The sequence below is a fragment of the Pseudomonas sp. 2 genome (assembly GCF_056627435.1).
In genome coordinates, this window is record NZ_JBWXNG010000004.1 from 114095 (window position 1) to 131730 (window position 17636).

16 protein-coding genes are annotated in these 17636 nt (G+C 60.7%); 4 read left to right on the forward strand and 12 right to left on the reverse strand.

Annotated elements, in window-relative coordinates; all coding sequences use genetic code 11:
• Positions 1-162: 162 nt before the first annotated feature.
• The 4 genes from cfa to AC1MEK_RS08220 all read right to left on the reverse strand — a co-directional run bounded on the left by cfa (position 163) and on the right by AC1MEK_RS08220 (position 4233).
• On the reverse strand, positions 163-1320 hold the full coding sequence (gene cfa / locus AC1MEK_RS08205) for a cyclopropane fatty acyl phospholipid synthase (protein ID WP_480395763.1): 1158 nt from the start codon (positions 1318-1320) through the stop codon (positions 163-165).
• Positions 1321-1706: 386 nt separating this feature from the next.
• On the reverse strand, positions 1707-2540 hold the full coding sequence (locus AC1MEK_RS08210; protein ID WP_480395764.1) for a thymidylate synthase: 834 nt from the start codon (positions 2538-2540) through the stop codon (positions 1707-1709).
• A 58-nt stretch (positions 2541-2598) separates the two neighbouring features.
• Positions 2599-3411 carry a prolipoprotein diacylglyceryl transferase gene (gene lgt, locus AC1MEK_RS08215; protein ID WP_480395765.1) on the reverse strand — a complete coding sequence of 271 codons (813 nt, stop codon included), beginning with the start codon at positions 3409-3411 and terminating at the stop codon, positions 2599-2601.
• Positions 3412-3450: 39 nt separating this feature from the next.
• A complete protein-coding gene (locus tag AC1MEK_RS08220; RefSeq protein WP_480395766.1) occupies positions 3451-4233 on the reverse strand; it encodes a sulfite exporter TauE/SafE family protein in 783 nt (260 codons plus the stop codon).
• Positions 4234-4348: 115 nt separating this feature from the next.
• On the opposite strand from AC1MEK_RS08220, the gene AC1MEK_RS08225 reads away from it, so the two are divergent.
• A complete protein-coding gene (locus AC1MEK_RS08225; RefSeq protein WP_480395767.1) occupies positions 4349-5095 on the forward strand; it encodes an NRDE family protein in 747 nt (248 codons plus the stop codon).
• Positions 5096-5221: 126 nt separating this feature from the next.
• On the opposite strand, the gene ptsP is transcribed toward AC1MEK_RS08225, so the two are convergent.
• Both ptsP and AC1MEK_RS08235 read right to left on the reverse strand, forming a co-directional pair.
• Positions 5222-7501: a phosphoenolpyruvate--protein phosphotransferase gene (ptsP, locus tag AC1MEK_RS08230; RefSeq protein WP_480395768.1), complete on the reverse strand. Its 2280-nt coding sequence runs from the start codon at positions 7499-7501 to the stop codon at positions 5222-5224.
• Positions 7502-7522: 21 nt separating this feature from the next.
• Positions 7523-8002 carry an RNA pyrophosphohydrolase gene (locus tag AC1MEK_RS08235; protein ID WP_062379340.1) on the reverse strand — a complete coding sequence of 160 codons (480 nt, stop codon included), beginning with the start codon at positions 8000-8002 and terminating at the stop codon, positions 7523-7525.
• 164 nt (positions 8003-8166) lie between these two features.
• On the opposite strand from AC1MEK_RS08235, the gene AC1MEK_RS08240 reads away from it, so the two are divergent.
• Positions 8167-8823 (forward strand): histidinol-phosphatase, encoded by a 657-nt coding sequence (locus tag AC1MEK_RS08240; protein ID WP_480395769.1) that lies wholly within the window; start codon positions 8167-8169, stop codon positions 8821-8823.
• A 3-nt stretch (positions 8824-8826) separates the two neighbouring features.
• Here the strand turns inward: AC1MEK_RS08240 and AC1MEK_RS08245 are convergent, their stop codons facing one another.
• Together AC1MEK_RS08245 and ilvA are read right to left on the reverse strand one after the other, a co-directional pair.
• Positions 8827-9255, reverse strand: coding sequence for a DUF2269 family protein (locus AC1MEK_RS08245; protein ID WP_480395770.1), 429 nt, complete (start codon positions 9253-9255; stop codon positions 8827-8829).
• A 114-nt stretch (positions 9256-9369) separates the two neighbouring features.
• Positions 9370-10884: a threonine ammonia-lyase, biosynthetic gene (gene ilvA / locus AC1MEK_RS08250; protein ID WP_480396061.1), complete on the reverse strand. Its 1515-nt coding sequence runs from the start codon at positions 10882-10884 to the stop codon at positions 9370-9372.
• A gap of 148 nt (positions 10885-11032) precedes the next feature.
• Here ilvA and rpiA point away from each other — a divergent pair, with 148 nt between their 5' ends.
• Complete coding sequence (rpiA, locus tag AC1MEK_RS08255; RefSeq protein WP_480395771.1) at positions 11033-11704, forward strand: ribose-5-phosphate isomerase RpiA; 672 nt, start codon at positions 11033-11035, stop codon at positions 11702-11704.
• A gap of 149 nt (positions 11705-11853) precedes the next feature.
• Here rpiA and AC1MEK_RS08260 read toward each other — a convergent pair whose 3' ends face one another.
• The 4 genes from AC1MEK_RS08260 to AC1MEK_RS08275 form a co-directional block, all read right to left on the reverse strand.
• Positions 11854-12765 (reverse strand): SdiA-regulated domain-containing protein, encoded by a 912-nt coding sequence (locus tag AC1MEK_RS08260; protein WP_480395772.1) that lies wholly within the window; start codon positions 12763-12765, stop codon positions 11854-11856.
• Positions 12766-12932: 167 nt separating this feature from the next.
• A complete protein-coding gene (locus AC1MEK_RS08265) occupies positions 12933-13856 on the reverse strand; it encodes an SdiA-regulated domain-containing protein (protein WP_480395773.1) in 924 nt (307 codons plus the stop codon).
• Between the two features lie 152 nt (positions 13857-14008).
• Entirely contained in the window at positions 14009-14674 is a 666-nt protein-coding gene (locus tag AC1MEK_RS08270; protein WP_480395774.1) for a fumarylacetoacetate hydrolase family protein, read from the reverse strand.
• 40 nt (positions 14675-14714) lie between these two features.
• Positions 14715-16109: an FAD-binding oxidoreductase gene (locus AC1MEK_RS08275; RefSeq protein ID WP_480396062.1), complete on the reverse strand. Its 1395-nt coding sequence runs from the start codon at positions 16107-16109 to the stop codon at positions 14715-14717.
• Between the two features lie 199 nt (positions 16110-16308).
• On the opposite strand from AC1MEK_RS08275, the gene serA reads away from it, so the two are divergent.
• A complete protein-coding gene (gene serA / locus AC1MEK_RS08280; protein WP_480395775.1) occupies positions 16309-17538 on the forward strand; it encodes a phosphoglycerate dehydrogenase in 1230 nt (409 codons plus the stop codon).
• The last annotated feature ends 98 nt before the right edge of the window (positions 17539-17636 follow it).

The following is a 17636-nucleotide window of genomic DNA, read 5'->3' on the forward strand; positions in this document are numbered from 1 at the left end:
GGAATTCAATTGACTATCGAATTCTCGATAACCAACGCCAATCAGTTGGAGGACAATGCACCTGTAGGAGCGCGCTTGCCCGCGATTGCGGTGTGTCAGACACAGATTTGTACCTGACACACCGCAATCGCGGGCAAGCGCGCTCCTACAAAAGCGTGTGCATTAAATCTGGCTGCGGTGGTATCCGTGAGGCACACCGCCCTTGGACAGCACCCATTGCCACAACTGGATGTCGCGGGCGCGGAAGGCACCGGCGCAGGACAACAGGTAATAACGCCACATGCGATAGAAACGCTGGCCCAATGTCGGCTCAAACTCTGGCCAGGCCTTCATGAAGTTGTCGTGCCAGGCCATCAGTGTCTTGTCGTAGTCGGCACCGAAGTTGTGCAAGTCTTCCACCACGAACAACCCGTCCATGGCATCGCCCATCTGGCCGATGGAGGGCAGGTCACCATTGGGGAATATATATTTGTCGATCCACGGATCCGGATAAGAGTTGCGCTGATTCTTGCCGATGGTGTGCAGCAGGAATAACCCGCCCGGTTTCAAACAGCGGTGCGCCAGTTCCATGTATTCACGATGGTTCTTGCGGCCCACGTGTTCGAACATGCCGACACTGGCAATGGCATCGAACTGTTCGTCCAACTCGCGGTAATCCTGGAAGCGGAACTCCAGCGGCAGGCCCTTGTAGCGCTCCTTGGCCCAGGCGATCTGCTCCTTGGAGATACTCACGCCGACCGCTTCGACGCCGTAATGCTCGGCGGCGTAGCTCATGAAGCTGCCCCAGCCACAGCCGATGTCCAGCACGCGCATCCCCGGTTTTAGCTGCAGTTTGCGGCAGATCAAATCCAGTTTGGCGGCCTGGGCCTCTTCCAGTGTGTTGGCGTTTTCCCAGTAACCGCAGGTGTAGGTCATGCGCGAATCGAGCATTTTCGAGTAGAACTCGTTACCCAAGTCGTAGTGCACTTCACCCACGGTTTTCGAGCGTTTGATGTTCTGCCGGTTCATGAATTTGGCCATGAGCGCGTAGAACACCAGCCGCAGCGGCTTCACATCGTCGGTCATGCCGGTCTTGAGCAGCCGGTGAAAGAATTCGTCGAGATGCTCGCTGTCCCACTGGCCATCCATGTAGGCCTCGCCCAACCCCAGATTCCCCTGCGCGAACGCCCTTTCGATCACCCCGGGGCCGTTGAAACGGATGTCCGAAGGGGCAGATCCGTTGATCTGGATGCCGGCTTCGTTGAGGATCCGTGCAGCGGTGCGATAGAGACCCGAGGTGTGGTCCGAATAGGTGTCAGTGCTGAAGTTCGTCGTGGTCATGGATAGTTATTTCCAAACGCGTGTCAGGCTAAAGACTTATAGGTAGGTAGACCCCGACTATATGCCAGACAAACCATGAAATTAAAATCAACCTCAGCAATATATAGATTGAAAATATCTATCGTGCCGATTTTGTGTACTGCGCTGCAAAACACTTATTACACATTTGCAACAATGGCCACAGTAATTAACCTTAGGCGAAACAAGGTTTAAAATTTCTAACCGGTTCGAACACTGAACAAAGCGGATTTGTATAAATAACGTATTCCCATGCAGAACCCGTGCAGGAGTGAGCTTGCTCGCGATTGCGCCGGTCCAGTCAACAATGCGTTGTCAGACCTGACGCATTCGCGAGCAAGCTCACTCCTACCGATTTCAGCGCATCATCAAACAGCCACAGGCGCCTTGATGTTCGGATCGGCATCGTAGCCCACGATTTCAAAGTCTTCGAAACGGTAGTCGTAGATGCTCTCCGGGCGGCGATTGATCTTCAGCGTCGGCAGTTTTTTCGGCGTGCGGCCCAGCTGCGTGGCGATCTGCTCTTCGTGGTTGGAGTAGGCATGGGTGTCGCCCAGGCTGACGATGATCTCGTGGGGGATCAGGTCGCACTGCTGCGCCAGCATGTGGGTTAGCAAGGCCAGCGCGGCGATGTTGTACGGCAGGCCCAGAAACACGTCGGAGCTGCGGATGTACAGCTGCATCGACAGCTTGCCGTCGGCGACGAACGCCTGATACAGCAAGTGGCAGACCGCCAGGGCCTGACGCCCGGCTTTCACGTTTTCCTGCGGCGAGAGTTTTTCGTCCGGCAGGTATTCGGTGTTCCAGCCGTGGAACAGGATCCGCCGGCTGTTGGGGTTGTTCTTCAGGCAGTCGACCATGTAGTCGATCTGGTTGATCTTGCCGCCGTCCTTGGTCGGCCAGCCGGTCCACTGCGCGCCGTAGACCGGGCCCAGGTCGCCTTCTTCGGTGGCCCACTCGTCCCAGATGGTCACGCCATTGTCGTTGAGCCATTTGGTGTTGGTGTTGCCGCTGAGCATCCAGATCAGTTCATTGGCGATGCTCTTGAAGTGCAGCTTCTTGGTGGTCAGCAGTGGGAAGCCGTCGGCCAGGTTGTGGCGGATCTGACGGCCGAACACGGCGGTGGTGCCAGTGCCGGTGCGGTCGCCCTTGCGGGTGCCGTTGGCGATGACGTCCTGTAACAGCTCAAGGTATTGCTTCATGCCCTAAGGCCCTCTGTATCGGTGAACCGGCCGGGCGCGCAGGCCTGGCGGCTCGAAATCAAACGGCTGCCTTGTCGGCAGCAGGCGCGCGGTGGTAGGCCAGCCAGATCAGCACCAGGCCCGCGACGATCATCGGCAGGCTGAGGATCTGGCCCATGGTGACCCAGCCCCAGGCCAGGTAACCCAGCTGGGCGTCCGGCACCCGCACGAACTCCACGACGAAGCGGAAGATGCCGTAGAACAGCGCGAACATCCCGGAAACGGCCATGGTCGGGCGCGGCTTGCGCGAGAAGAAGTAAAGAATGACGAACAGTGCCACACCTTCCAGGGCGAACTGATACAGCTGCGACGGATGGCGCGGCAGTTGCGCAGGGTCGCTGAACGGTGGGAAGACCATCGCCCACGGCAGATCGGTCGGCTTGCCCCACAGCTCGCCGTTGATGAAGTTGCCGATGCGCCCGGCGCCCAGGCCGATCGGCACCATCGGCGCGATGAAGTCCATGAGCTGGAAGAACGACTTGCCGTTGCGCTTGCCGAACCAGTACGTCGCGATCATCACGCCGATGAAACCGCCGTGGAACGCCATGCCGCCCTTCCACACTTCAAAAATCAGCAGCGGGTTGGCGATGTAGTTCGGCAGATCGTAGAACAACACGTAACCCAAACGCCCGCCGACGATCACCCCCATCGCGACCCAGAAGATCATGTCGGAGAGTTTTTCCTTGGTCCAGGTCGGGTCGAACTTGTTCAAGCGGTGCGAGGCGAGGAACCAGGCACTGCCGATACCGACCAGATACATCAGGCCGTACCAGTGAATTTGCAGCGGCCCGATGGCCACGGCTACCGGGTCAATCTGCGGGTAAGGCAGCATTGCGACTCCTTAAGAATGGTGCGCTCGGTGAGCGACGGATCAAATCAGAAAACTGGTACCTACGACCACCAGCAACAGGGCGAACAGTCGTTTCAGCAGCCTGGGTGACAGTTTGTGGGCCAGCTTCGCGCCGAAACGGGCGAAAAACATGCTGGTGACCGCAATGCCAATCAGGGCTGGCAGGTAAACAAAACCGAGACTATGCGGTGGCAACAGGGGATCGTGCCACCCAAGAATCATGAAACTTATCGCACTGGCCACCGCGATGGGGAAACCACAGGCCGATGACGTGGCCACGGCCTGCTGCATGGTGAGACTGCGCCAGGTCAGGAATGGCACCGTCAGCGAGCCGCCGCCGATGCCGAAAATCGCCGAGGCCCAGCCGATCACCACGCCCGCAGCGGTCAGGCCGCCCTTGCCGGGCACGCCGCGGCTGGCCTTGGGCTTGATGTCCAGCGCCATCTGGATGGCCACCAGAATCGCGAACACGCCGATGATTTTCTGCAGATTGGGCCCGGCGATGTAGCTGGCGGTCAGGGAACCGAGGCCCGCGCCAATCAGAATACCGACCGTCATCCACGCAAACACCGGCCACTGCACCGCGCCCATGCGATGGTGAGCGCGCACCGAGAGCATCGAGGTGAAGACGATGGTCGCCAGCGAAGTGCCGACGGCCAGATGGGTCAGCACCGAACTGTCGAAACCTTGCAGGGTGAAACTGAACACCAGCACCGGAACGATGATGATGCCGCCGCCGACGCCAAACAGCCCGGCCAGCACCCCAGCGCACGCGCCCAGGGCCAGATAGAGCAGAAATTCCATGCAGGTCTCCGAAAAATCAGTGCGGCATGTTACCGGAGCGAGCCATCGCGCTCTAGCAGTGAGCGATGGATGCCAATGGCGGGTATGCGTAAAGTGACCGAAAAAAGGAGGCCACATGTGCCTGATCGTCTTCGCCTGGCGCCCTGCCCACCCACAACCGTTGATTCTAGCGGCTAACCGCGACGAGTTTTATGCGCGCCCCACGTTGCCGCTGGCGCAATGGGAACACGCTCCCGGTGTCTTTGCCGGACGGGATCTGGAAGCGGGCGGCACCTGGCTTGGAGTCAATGCCGACGGACGGTTCGCAGCGTTGACCAACATCCGCGATCCGGGCAAACCGCCAGGACGTCGCTCTCGGGGCGAACTGGTTGCTCAATTTTTGAGCGGCTCAATGCCTATCGAGGATTATCTGCGGGAGGTCGCAGGGCGCTCGTCCGAGTACGGCGGGTTCAACCTGCTGGTGGGAAATCGTGAAGAACTGCACTTTCTCAATGCGGCGCAACCAGTGCCTCAGCGCCTCGAAGCCGGATTTTATGGGGTGTCCAATGCAGGGCTCGACACGCCCTGGCCCAAGCTGGTGAAGGCCAAGGCCGCGCTGGCGGAGCACGTGGATACAGCTGAGCCGGAAGCGCTGTTCAGATTTCTCGCCGATCCGCAGCCGGCCAACGAGGCCGAACTGCCCGACACCGGCGTGGGCCATGCCACGGAAAAGCTGCTGTCCAGCGTGTTCATCGCCAGCCCCAATTACGGAACGCGCGCCAGCACGGTGTTGATCGTCTCGGCCGATGGCGGGCGCCGGATGATCGAGCGCAGTTTCGGGCCGTATGGTGGGAGATTGGGGGAGGTCGAGCTACAGATCTGACTGACACGCCGCAGTCCCTTGTGGGAGCCAGCTTGCTGGCGAATGCGATGGGTCATTCACCATCGCAGCGTCTGACCTGACGCATTCGCCAGCAAGCCGGCTCCCACAGGGTCTGCATTCCGCCGATCAGTGCCCCTTGACCGGCGAAGGATTGATCATCCGCGACAGCCCGAGGTTTTTCAGCGCCAGCTGCAGCGAACTGCTGATGACCTGCGGGTTGTCGTTCTTCATCAACTGATCGAGCAATTCCCTGGCCTTGCTCAGGTTGATCTGGCGCAGCATCCACTTCACTTTCGGCAGGTTGGTGGCGTTCATCGACAGGCTGTCAAAGCCCATCGCCATCAACAGCACCGCTGCCGCCGGATCGCCCGCCATCTCGCCGCAGATGCTCACCGGCTTGCCTTCGGCATGGGCGTCGCGCACCACGGTCTGCAGGGCCTGCAACACCGCCGGGTGCAGGTAATCGTATAGATCGGCCACCCGCGGGTTGTTGCGGTCGACCGCCAGCAGGTATTGGGTCAGGTCGTTGGAGCCGACCGAGAGGAAGTCCACTTGCCGCGCCAGCTCGCGGGTCTGATAGACCGCCGCCGGAATTTCGATCATCACCCCCACCGGCGGCATCGGCACGTCGGTGCCTTCGTCGCGCACTTCACCCCAGGCGCGGTGGATCAGGTGCAGCGCCTCTTCGGTTTCGTGGGTGCCGGAGATCATCGGCAGCAGGATGCGCAGGTTGTTCAGGCCTTCGCTGGCCTTGAGCATCGCGCGGGTCTGCACCAGGAAGATTTCCGGGTGGTCGAGGGTCACGCGGATGCCGCGCCAACCCAGGAACGGGTTGTCTTCCTTGATCGGGAAGTACGAAAGCGCCTTGTCACCACCGATGTCCAGTGTACGCATGGTCACCGGCAGCGGATGGAAGGCGGCCAGTTGTTCGCGATAGATCGCCAGCTGCTCTTTCTCGCTCGGGAAGCGCTGGTTGATCATGAACGGCACTTCGGTGCGGTACAGCCCGACGCCTTCGGCACCGCGCTGCTGGGCGCGTGCCACGTCGGCCAGAAGGCCCGTGTTGACCCACAGCGGCATCCGGTGTCCGTCCAGAGTCACGCAAGGCAGCTCGCGGAGAGCGTCCAGCCCCTGGGACAGCTGGCGCTCCTCCTCGACCACCACCGAATACTGCTTGCGCAACACTTCGCCGGGGTTGGTGTAGACCTCGCCGTGGTAGCCGTCGACGATCAGGTCGATGCCATCGACTTTGGAATACGGCAGGTCGACCGCGCCCATGACCGTCGGAATGCCCATGGCCCGGGCCAGGATCGCGACGTGGGAGTTACCCGAACCCAGTACCGAAACCAGGCCCACCAGCTTGCCTTCCGGCACTTCGCCGAGCATGGCAGGGGTCAGCTCTTCACTGACCAGAATGGTGTTGTCGGGGTAGACCAGCGCCTGCTGACGCTCTTCCTGCAGGTAAGCCAGCAGGCGGCGGCCCAGGTCCTTGACGTCCGACGCCCGCTCGCGCAGGTAATCGTCGTCCATCAGCTCGAAACGGCTGACGTGCTCGTTGACCACCGAACGCAGCGCGCCTTGGGCCCACTGGCCGGTCTTGATGACGTTGGTGACTTCACTGCCCAGCGAGGCATCGTCGAGCATCATCAGGTAGACGTCGAACAGCGCGCGCTCTTCCGGGCGCAACTGTGTAGCCAACTTCGCCGAAAGCGCACGCATGTCGCTGCGAACGCCTTCAAGTGCATTCTTGAACAGCTTGAGTTCGGCATCGATGTCGGTGATGGCCTTGTCCGGCACCACTTCCAGATCGGCCGGGGGCAGCATGACCACCGCCGTGCCCACTGCTGCACCCGGCGAACCGGCCACGCCGACGAACTTGGCTTCCTGGATGCCCTTACCCTGACGGCCCAGGCCACGGATCGAGCCGGTGGCCTCAGCGTGGGCAATAACCCCGGCGAGCTGCGCGCTCATGGTCACCAGGAAGGCTTCTTCGCCCTCGTCGAACTGGCGGCGCTCCTTTTGCTGGATGACCAGCACGCCGACGACGCGCCGATGGTGAATGATCGGCGCGCCAAGGAAGGAGGCAAAACGTTCTTCGCCGGTTTCGGCAAAGTAGCGATAACGCGGGTGGTCGGCGGCGTTTTCCAGGTTCAGCGGCTCTTCGCGCGTACCCACAAGGCCGACCAGACCTTCGTTCGGGGCCATGCTGACCTTGCCGATGGAGCGCTTGTTCAAGCCCTCGGTGGCCATCAGCACGAAACGGTTGGTTTCGGGATCGAGCAAATAGACCGAGCAGACCTGGCTGCTCATGGCCTCTTTGACGCGTAACACAATAATCCCCAACGCCGCCTTGAGATCCTTGGCGGAGTTAACTTCCTGGACGATCTTGCGCAGCGTATTGAGCATGGCTCGGGGTCGAACTCCGTGTCAGTCGCGCGCCAACAGGCGCGGGGCAAGCTCTTTGAGTGCGCGGCGATAGACTTCGCGCTTGAATGTCACCACCTGGCCCAACGGGTACCAATAACTGACCCAGCGCCAGCCATCGAACTCCGGTTTACCGGTCAAATCCATCCGCACCCGCTGCTCGTTGGAGATCAGGCGCAGGAGAAACCACTTTTGCTTCTGGCCGATGCACAGCGGCTGGCTGTGGGTACGGACCAGACGTTGCGGCAGACGATAGCGCAACCAGCCTCGGGTGCAGGCAAGAATTTCCACATCGTGCCGTTCCAGCCCGACTTCTTCATTCAATTCACGGTAGAGCGCGTCTTCCGGCGTCTCCTGAGGGTTGATTCCCCCTTGCGGAAACTGCCAGGCATCTTGATTGATACGGCGAGCCCATAAGACCTGGCCAGCATCATTTGTCAGAATTATCCCGACATTAGGGCGGAAACCATCGGGGTCGATCACGGCTACAACCTCGCAAACGCATGTCGTCGCATTGTTCCACAAAGATCGTGAAGGCAGCAACGAGGCGGCGACAGCTTATCGCGACTCCGGCATTAATAGATGCAGTCTCTTGGAAAAACCTCGTATTCTTGTGCTCTTTTTCCAGTCATTTCAGCGAGTAACCCATGCGCCTGGCTTTATTCGACCTCGACAACACCCTTTTGGGCGGTGACAGCGATCACGCCTGGGGGGATTACCTGTGCGAACGCGGCATTCTGGACGGAGCCGCCTACAAGGCGCGCAATGACGCCTTCTACCAGGACTACCTGGCCGGCACCCTGAACCTGACCGACTACCTGAATTTCAGCCTGGAAATTCTCGGCCGCACCGACATGGCGCAACTCGACGAATGGCATCGTGACTTCATGCGTGACTGCATCGAGCCGCTGATGCTGCCTAAAGCCCTGGCCCTGATCGCCAAGCACCGCGACGCAGGCGACAAGCTGGTGGTGATTACCGCGACCAACCGTTTCGTGACCGCGCCTGTGGTCGAGCGCCTGGGCATCGACACCCTGCTGGCCACCGAATGCGAAGTAATCGATGGTCGCTACACCGGGCGCACCACCGACGTGCCGTGCTTCCGCGAAGGCAAGGTCACGCGACTCAATCGCTGGATCGAGGAAAACGGCTTCAACCTGGATGACAGCTACTTCTATAGCGACTCGATGAACGACCTGCCGCTGCTGGAGCAGGTGGCCAACCCGGTTGCGGTGGACCCGGACGAGAAGTTGCGCGCCGAGGCGACCCGTCGTGGCTGGCCGGTGATTTCGCTGCGCGATTGACGCTCAGACGGGCTTGGCGCCCATCAAACCCGCGATTGCCACGAAACAGACCATGCTGAAAATCGCCAGCCCCAGGGTGAACCTGGGGTTGCCGACGATCACCGGCCGGCGCAACCGGTTGACCCGCACCGCCAGCCACGCCCAGCTCAAGGCGCCGACGGTATAAAGGATGCTGCTGGCCAGAATCCACATCTGCCCCAGCGACCAGCCTGCGTAATGCACCAGCCACCAGCCGCTGATGGGCAGAGTCAGCAGGCACAGCCCCATCAACAGCCAGACGAACACCCAGGGCCGCTGCATCGCCCGATTCTGCACCGTCAGATCCCCCGCCCGCCGCGCGCGAACGATCCACATCACCAACGCCAACGCGCAGATGAACAGCAGCGCAGTGGTGGTCATGTGCAGGATTTTCAGAGCGGCGAAGTGTTCCATGGCGGTTCATTCCTTTATAGAAACCGTAATTTCAGCGTAGCAGCACGGCTTACCGGCGGGAGCGATCTTGCGGACGCCCCCCGCCGGCAAGCCGTGCTGCTACGGAGCGTTCAACTAGCCCAAAAAGAGTTTGTACGCCGGGTTATTGGTTTCATCCCAATACGGATACCCAATCTCCTCCAGCGCCTTCGGCACCAGATGCCGCTCCTCCTCCGGCACCACCAACCCCGCCACCACACGCCCATCGGCCGCGCCGTGGTTGCGGTAGTGGAACATCGAAATATTCCACTTCCCGCCCAGCTTATTCAGGAAGTTGAACAGCGCCCCCGGCCTCTCTGGAAACTCGAAGCGCAGCACCACTTCATCGCTGACCCGCTCCGAATGCCCGCCGACCATGTGTCGCAGGTGCAGTTTGGCCAGTTCGTTGTCGGTCAAATCCAGCACCGGGAAGCCCTGTGCCGTAAGGCTGGCGATCAGCGCCTTGCGCGGGTCGTTTTCCGGGTGGGTCTGCACGCCGACGAAGATGTGCGCCTCGCGGTCGGTGTGGTAGCGGTAGTTGAATTCGGTGATCTGGCGTTTGCCCACCGCCTCGCAGAACGCCTTGAAGCTGCCCGGCTGCTCGGGAATGGTCACGGCGATGATCGCCTCGCGGCCTTCGCCCAGCTCGGCGCGTTCGGCGACATGGCGCAGGCGGTCGAAGTTGACGTTGGCGCCGGACTCGATGGCGACGAACGTCTGGCCCTTGACCTCGTACTGCTCGACGTACTTCTTGATCCCCGCCGCGCCCAGGGCGCCGGCAGGTTCGGTGATCGAGCGGGTATCGTCGTAGATGTCCTTAATCGCCGCGCAGATTTCGTCAGTGCTGACCGTGATCACCTCATCGACGTAGTCCTTGCAGAGGTCGAAGGTGTGTTGGCCGATCTGCGCCACGGCCACGCCGTCGGCGAACAGCCCGACCTGCTGCAGCACCACGCGCTCGCCGTAGGCCATGGCCTGCTGCAGGCAGTTGGAATCATCCGGCTCGACGCCGATCACCTTGATCTCCGGGCGCAGGTATTTCACGTAGGCCGCGATACCCGCGATCAGCCCACCGCCGCCCACCGGCACGAAGATCGCGTCCAGTTGGCCCGGATGCTGACGCAGGATCTCCATGGCCACCGTGCCTTGACCGGCGATGGTGTCCGGGTCGTCGTAGGGGTGGATGTAGACGTAGCCCTTTTCCTCGACCAGCTTCAGAGAATGCGCCAGGGCCTCGGGGAAAGAATCCCCGTGCAGCACCACCTTGCCGCCCCGCGAACGCACGCCTTCGACCTTGATCTCAGGCGTCGTTTTGGGCATGACGATGGTCGCCTTGATCCCCAGCTTCTTCGCCGCCAACGCCAGGCCCTGGGCGTGGTTGCCTGCGGAGGCCGTGACCACGCCGCGCGCCAGTTCCTCGGCACTCAATTGCGCGAGCTTGTTGTAGGCGCCACGGATCTTGAAGGAGAACACCGGCTGCAGGTCTTCGCGCTTGAGCAGCACCTGGTTGCCGAGGCGTTCGGACAGCTGACGGGCGCCGTGCAGCGGAGTTTCCACGGCGACGTCGTAGACGCGGGAGGTGAGGATTTTCTTGACGTACTGTTCGAGCATCACAAAGGCATCACTGGCGAAAAGGGGCAAGGCCAAGGAGTCTACCCCGCGTCCCGACCGACGACCACACGAAGACTCGGGTTTTAACAGCGGCATATCGCTATAATGCCCGCCCTTTTTGCGCCCTTTGCCCGCCGTGGAGCCCCGCATGACCCAGGATCAACTCAAACAGGCCGTTGCCCAGGCCGCCGTCGACTTCATCCTTCCGAAACTCGACGACAAGAGCATCGTGGGCGTCGGCACCGGCTCCACCGCCAACTGCTTCATCGACGCCCTGGCCCAGCACAAGGCCGCTTTCGACGGCGCGGTCGCCAGTTCCGAAGCCACTGCCGCACGCCTCAAGGGCCACGGCATTCCGGTGTATGAGCTCAACACGGTCAGCGACCTGGAGTTCTACATCGATGGCGCCGACGAGAGCGACGAGCACCTGAACCTGATCAAGGGCGGCGGCGCAGCCCTGACCCGCGAGAAGATCGTCGCGGCCGTGGCCAAGACCTTCATCTGCATCGCTGACGGCAGCAAGCTGGTGCCGGTGCTGGGCGCCTTCCCGCTGCCGGTCGAAGTCATCCCGATGGCCCGCAGCCACGTGGCTCGCGAGCTGGTGAAACTGGGCGGCGACCCGGTCTACCGCGAAGGCGTGATTACCGATAATGGCAACATCATTCTCGACGTTCACAACATGAGCATCACCGACCCGGTGGCCCTGGAAGCGCAGATCAACGCCATCGTCGGTGTGGTCACCAACGGCCTGTTCGCCGCGCGTTCGGCGGATCTGTTGCTGTTGGGCACTGCTGAAGGCGTGAAAGCCCTCAAGCGTTGAGTAAGGCGCTGCGCAAACCCGGGCGCGCTTCCTAACCCTGTAGGAGCCGGCTTGCTGGCGAATGCATCAGGTCAGACAACACAATGTTGAATGACACACCGTATTCGCCAGCAAGCCGGCTCCCACAGTGGCAAATAACCAACACCTACTTAATTTTTCTTGAACGAATAAAACAGATTCGGCTCGCTGACCACATACAGCGTCCCGTCTGCGCCCATCGCAATGCCCTCGGCCTGCGGCACGCTCTTGTTCAGCCCCATGCTGCCCTTGCTCAGCGACACATTGCCGACCGGTCGCCCCGTCGTATCCAGCTCCAGGATCTGCCGCGACTCATCTGACAGCGCCAGCAGATGCCCGCTGCGCTCATCGAACTGCAAGCTTGAAAGATCACGCACGAACAACCCGGCGTTGCGCTGCTTGCTGGACGTCACTTCCAGAATCTTCGGCGTGTCGTGGCTGGCATTCGGGAAACCGCGCACTTCGATGATCTGCACCGGCTTGCGCTCCTTGGCCACGAACAGGCGCTGACCCTGGTTATCGTACGCCAGGCCTTCGAACCCGCTGTTGCCACCGGCATCCAGGCCCAGCGTCAGTTGCTCGGCATCGGCCGCATCGAGAAACAGGGTGTTGTCGTCCACATGCACCTTGATCAACCGCTGGCTGTGCTCGTCGCTGATCACGTAAACCCCGGGGCTGATGTATTCCACGGCTTCGGCATCACCAAAGCCGGTCAGCGGGATTCTGCGCAGAATGCGTCCTTCAAGGTTCAGTTCGACCAGCTCGGGGTCTTTGTTGGTGACGGTGAACAGCGTCTTGCGATCAGGATCGAAACTCAGCGCCGACACGTTGTCTTCAAGCCCCTCGATGACCCGGGCCTCGATCACCACTTCATAATCATCCAGGCCGAGCGCCTGCGCATCGCTGGCCTGCCAGTAAACATGCCAATTGAACACCAGCCGTTCGACGACCCGGTATTCGCGGGCGCCAAGATAAGCCAGCGCCAGCAACAGGAGAATCAGCACAAGCAGCAGAACGCGCTTGAGGAAGGTCAGGCCATGCATATATCAAGCTCGGGATCAGATAGGGGGCGTTTTAATATCACCCTAGTCTGAAACCAACCTGAAAACGTTGTTTCAAAACTGTAGGAGCCGGCTTGCTGGCGAAGGCGTCCTCGAAATCGCCCCGCCGGCAAGCCGTGCTGCTACGGATGGATCATCGCCGTTACCCGTTATTTCTTCTTGAACGAATAAAACAGGTTCGGCTCGCTGACCATATAAAGGGTGCCCTCATCATCCATGGTCATGCCCTCGGCGCGGGGAATCGTGCGATCCAGGCCGTTCAGGCCACGGATCAGCGCCATGAAGCTGACCTTGTTGCCCTTCTCGTCCAGCTCCAGCAACAGGTGCGACTCGGCCGACAGCGCCAGCAAATGCCCGGTTTTCTGATCGGCATGCAGCGCCGACAGGTTGCGCATGATCAGGTTGCCGGTATCCGGCAGCTTCTGCTTGTCGCCCTTCAACACGGCAGTACCATCGGACTTCCAGCTGAACAGCGCCGGCGGACGCTCCTCGCCCAACAGAATCTGCTGGTTGCGCGCATCCCAGGCCACGCCCTCGAACGCCTTGTTCTGGTCAGCCGACGGGCCCAGGTCGTATTTGGGGAAGTCGGCGATGTTCAGGGTCTTGGTTTCCGGCGTCACGGTGACGATGGTCAACAGGTGCTGACGTTCGTCGACGATGGCGATCAGGTCATTGCCCAGCACCGCCACGCCTTCGGGGTTGCTCCAGCCCACCAACGGAATCTTGCGCAGCACATCGCCGGTCACGCTCAGTTCGGCCAGGAAGGCGTTCTTGCCCATCACCGAGTAGAGGGTTTTGCTGGATGGATCGTAGGACAGATCCGACGCCTCATCCTTTTCCAGCCCCGCCAGCGGTTTGCCGTCGATGACGACCCGATAGTCCGGCAGCCAGATGCTCGCATCCTTCTGCGCCGCCGACGCCGTCTGCTCGCGCAGCCACAGCAGCCCGCGGTCGTCCCAGTGCCAGGCGTAGGACAAGCCCACCAGAATCACCACCAGGGCGAGCAGCAACCAGCCTCCAACGGAACGCAGCCTGCGCTTGGGTTTGTGCAACGACGGTGTGTCAACGGTCATCGAGACGATCCTGAAAAATCCATGGATACAGCGACAGGGCGCTAGGGTCGGCGGAGCATTATCCGGATCGCATGTGAAAAAAACGGCAATCCGTTCAACAAAAAAGCCGCCTGCAATCTCTCACAGGCGGCTTCCGGGCGATACGCCAATGATCAGCGCACGTCGCTTTCGAAGCGGCTTTGCCCCGGCAGTTCGAGCACGATCTGGTCGCCGACATTAAACGGCCCGACGCCCGCCGGCGTGCCGGTCATGATCAGGTCGCCCGCCTGCAGCGAGAACTGCGAAGCCATGTGCTGGATCATCGGCACGATCGGGTTGAGCATCTGGCTGCTGTTGCCGTCCTGGCGCACTTCGCCGTTGACGGTCAGGCGGATGGCGATGTCGGTCAGGTCCGGGTAGGCATCGGCCGAGACGAATGGGGCAATTACCGCCGCGCCGTCGAACGACTTGGCGATTTCCCACGGCAGGCCTTTTTCCTTGAGCTTGGACTGCACGTCGCGCAGGGTCAGGTCCAGGCCCGGGGCGAAACCGGAAATCGCATCCAGCACTTCTTCGCAGCTCGGGTTCTTGCTCAGGGACTTGCCGATCAGCACGACGATTTCAGCCTCGTAATGCACCGAACCACGGTCCTGCGGAATACTGAAGCCGCCTTCGATCTCGACCACGCAACTGCCCGGCTTGATGAACAGCAGCGGCTCGGTCGGCACCGGGTTGTCCAGTTCCTTGGCGTGTTCGGCGTAGTTGCGGCCGATGCAGACCACCTTGCCCAGTGGAAAATGGACCGTGGTCCCGTCGGTGTACTTGTGCTGATAGCTCATTGAGCGCTCCTGAATGCGTTTGGCGGCCGGTGCAGCTTACTTATAGCGTGAAGATCTTGCCCGGGTTCATGATGCCGTTCGGGTCGAAGACAGCCTTGAGGGCCTTCATGTAGTCGATTTCCACCTTTGAGCGGCTGTATTCCAGGTAATCGCGCTTGACCAGGCCTACGCCATGCTCGGCGGAAATCGAACCGTTGTACTTCTCGACGATCTCGAACACCCACTTATTGACCTTCGAACATCTGGCGAAGAACTCGGCCTTGTCGAGACTCTCGGGCTTGAGGATGTTCAGGTGCAGGTTGCCGTCGCCGATATGGCCGTACCAGACCACTTCGAAATCCGGGTAATGCTCGGTCATTATGGCGTCGATTTCATTAAGGAAGGCCGGCACTTTCGAGACGGTCACCGAAATGTCGTTCTTGTAGGGCGTGTAGTGCGAAATGGTTTCGGACAGGTATTCGCGCAACTTCCACAGGTTCTGCAACTGCTGCTGGCTCTGGCTCATCACCCCGTCGATCACCCAGCCCTGCTCCACGCAGTGCTCGAAGATTTCCAGCGCCTGATTGGAGATGTCCTCGTTGGCCGCCTCGAATTCCAGCAAGGCGTAGAACGGCGTGCGGGTGGCGAACGGCTCGGGCACATCACCACGGGCCATGATGTGGACCAGGCCCTTGTCGGAAAAGAACTCGAAGGCAGTCAGGTCGAGCTTGCCGTGGAAGGCGTGCAGCACCGGCATGATCGAGTCGAAATCCGGGGTGCCGAGCACCATGCAGGTCAGGTTTTTCGGCTCGCGGTCCAGGCGCATCGTGGCCTCGACCACGAACCCCAGGGTGCCTTCGGCGCCGATGAACAGCTGGCGCATGTCGTAGCCGGTGGCGTTCTTGGTCAAATCCTTGTTCAGCTCAAGGATGTCGCCCTTGCCAGTGACCACCTTCAAGCCGGCCACCCAGTTGCGGGTCATGCCGTAGCGAATGACCTTGATCCCGCCGGCATTGGTGCCGATGTTGCCGCCAATCTGGCTGGAACCCGACGAAGCAAAGTCCACCGGATAATACAGGCCGTTTTCTTCCGCGAAGTTCTGCAATTGCTTGGTGACGACGCCCGGCTGGCAGCGCACGGTGCGGTCGGTGGCGTTGAGTTCGAGAATTTGATTCATGTAATCGAAGGAAACGACCACCTCGCCGTTGGTCGCTACCGCGGCTGCCGAGAGCCCGGTGCGCCCGCCCGATGGCACCAGCGCGACCTTGCGCTCGTTGGCCCAGCGGACGATGGCCTGAACCTGCTCTACAGACTTGGGAAACACGATAGCACTGGGCGCCGGGGCGAATTGGCGGGTCCAGTCCTTGCCGTACGCTTCGAGGGATTCCGGGTCGGTCAGCACCTTGCCAGGCTCGACCAGGGTCTTCAGTTCGTCCATCGCGGCAACGTCGATCATCAGCAGAACTCTCGGAATATTCATGATTATCCTGAGAACGCTTCACGTCGCAGGAACGGGTATTTAGCGGGGCACATATGCTAGCATACCGCCCCCGCAGAGACGTGCCTGAGGCCGACTCTCGGTGGCGCCGTTGCGCCGCGAGGCAGCTTGCGCTGTCCATTTCCTGCCATTTTCTCCGGGACACAGGTTTACGCAGATGAGCAAGACTTCCCTCGACAAGAGCAAGATCAAGTTCCTTCTTCTCGAAGGCGTCCACCAATCCGCCGTCGACGTCCTCAAGGCCGCCGGTTACACCAGCATCGAGTACCACACCAAGTCTCTGCCGGAAGCCGAGCTCAAGGAAAAGATCGCCGACGCCCACTTCATCGGCATTCGCTCCCGCACCCAACTGACCGAAGAGATGTTCGACTGCGCCAAGAAACTGGTCGCCGTCGGCTGCTTCTGCATCGGCACCAACCAGGTTGATCTGGACGCAGCCCGCGAGCGCGGTATCGCCGTGTTCAACGCGCCGTACTCCAACACCCGTTCGGTGGCCGAGCTGGTACTGGCCGAGGCCATCCTGCTGCTGCGCGGCATCCCGGAGAAGAACGCTTCCTGCCATCGCGGTGGCTGGATCAAGAGCGCGGCCAATTCCTTCGAGATCCGTGGCAAGAAGCTGGGCATCATCGGTTACGGCTCGATCGGCACTCAGCTGTCGGTTCTGGCTGAAAGTCTGGGCATGCAGGTGTTCTTCTTCGACCCGCTGACCAAGCTGCCACTTGGCAACGCCACTCAGGTCACTTCCCTGACCGAGCTGCTGGGCCTGGCTGACATCGTGTCCCTGCACGTGCCTGAGCTGCCGTCCACGCAGATGATGATCGGCGAGAAAGAAATCCGTGCCATGAAGAAAGGCGCGATCCTGATCAACGCCGCTCGCGGCACCGTGGTTGACCTGGACGCCTTGGCTTCTGCCATCAAAGACCAGCACCTGATCGGCGCCGCCATCGACGTGTTCCCGGTCGAGCCGCGCTCCAACGACGACATCTTCGAAAGCCCGCTGCGTGGCCTGGACAACGTGATCCTGACCCCGCACATCGGCGGCTCAACCGCCGAAGCCCAGGCCAACATCGGCCTGGAAGTGGCCGAGAAGCTGGTCAAGTACAGCGACAACGGTACGTCGGTGTCCTCGGTCAACTTCCCTGAAGTGGCCCTGCCGGCTCACCCGGGCAAGCACCGCCTGCTGCACATCCACGAAAACATCCCGGGCGTGCTGATGGAAATCAACAAGGTGTTCGCGGAAAACGGCATCAACATCTCCGGTCAGTTCCTGCAGACCAACGAGAAAGTCGGTTACGTGGTCATCGACGTCGACGCCGAGTACTCGGATCTGGCGCAAGAAAAACTGCAGCACATCAAAGGCACCATCCGCAGCCGCGTGTTGTTCTAAGCCCTTTGCTGCAACAAAAAAAGGAGACCTTTAGGTCTCCTTTTTTGTGGCTGCCATCAAAGCGATGCAATGACACGCTTTAACCGTGGGAGTGAGCT

Excerpts from the sequence above, each read along its gene's own strand:
- cfa (WP_480395763.1), bottom strand. The coding sequence starts at position 1,320 with ATGACCACGACGAACTTCAGCACTGACACCTATTCGGACCACACCTCG.
- AC1MEK_RS08210 (WP_480395764.1), bottom strand. The coding sequence starts at position 2,540 with ATGAAGCAATACCTTGAGCTGTTACAGGACGTCATCGCCAACGGCACC.
- lgt (WP_480395765.1), bottom strand. The coding sequence starts at position 3,411 with ATGCTGCCTTACCCGCAGATTGACCCGGTAGCCGTGGCCATCGGGCCG.
- AC1MEK_RS08220 (WP_480395766.1), bottom strand. The coding sequence starts at position 4,233 with ATGGAATTTCTGCTCTATCTGGCCCTGGGCGCGTGCGCTGGGGTGCTG.
- AC1MEK_RS08225 (WP_480395767.1), top strand. The coding sequence starts at position 4,349 with ATGTGCCTGATCGTCTTCGCCTGGCGCCCTGCCCACCCACAACCGTTG.
- ptsP (WP_480395768.1), bottom strand. The coding sequence starts at position 7,501 with ATGCTCAATACGCTGCGCAAGATCGTCCAGGAAGTTAACTCCGCCAAG.
- AC1MEK_RS08240 (WP_480395769.1), top strand. The coding sequence starts at position 8,167 with ATGCGCCTGGCTTTATTCGACCTCGACAACACCCTTTTGGGCGGTGAC.
- AC1MEK_RS08245 (WP_480395770.1), bottom strand. The coding sequence starts at position 9,255 with ATGGAACACTTCGCCGCTCTGAAAATCCTGCACATGACCACCACTGCG.
- ilvA (WP_480396061.1), bottom strand. The coding sequence starts at position 10,884 with ATGCTCGAACAGTACGTCAAGAAAATCCTCACCTCCCGCGTCTACGAC.
- rpiA (WP_480395771.1), top strand. The coding sequence starts at position 11,033 with ATGACCCAGGATCAACTCAAACAGGCCGTTGCCCAGGCCGCCGTCGAC.
- AC1MEK_RS08260 (WP_480395772.1), bottom strand. The coding sequence starts at position 12,765 with ATGCATGGCCTGACCTTCCTCAAGCGCGTTCTGCTGCTTGTGCTGATT.
- AC1MEK_RS08265 (WP_480395773.1), bottom strand. The coding sequence starts at position 13,856 with ATGACCGTTGACACACCGTCGTTGCACAAACCCAAGCGCAGGCTGCGT.
- AC1MEK_RS08270 (WP_480395774.1), bottom strand. The coding sequence starts at position 14,674 with ATGAGCTATCAGCACAAGTACACCGACGGGACCACGGTCCATTTTCCA.
- AC1MEK_RS08275 (WP_480396062.1), bottom strand. The coding sequence starts at position 16,109 with ATGATCGACGTTGCCGCGATGGACGAACTGAAGACCCTGGTCGAGCCT.
- serA (WP_480395775.1), top strand. The coding sequence starts at position 16,309 with ATGAGCAAGACTTCCCTCGACAAGAGCAAGATCAAGTTCCTTCTTCTC.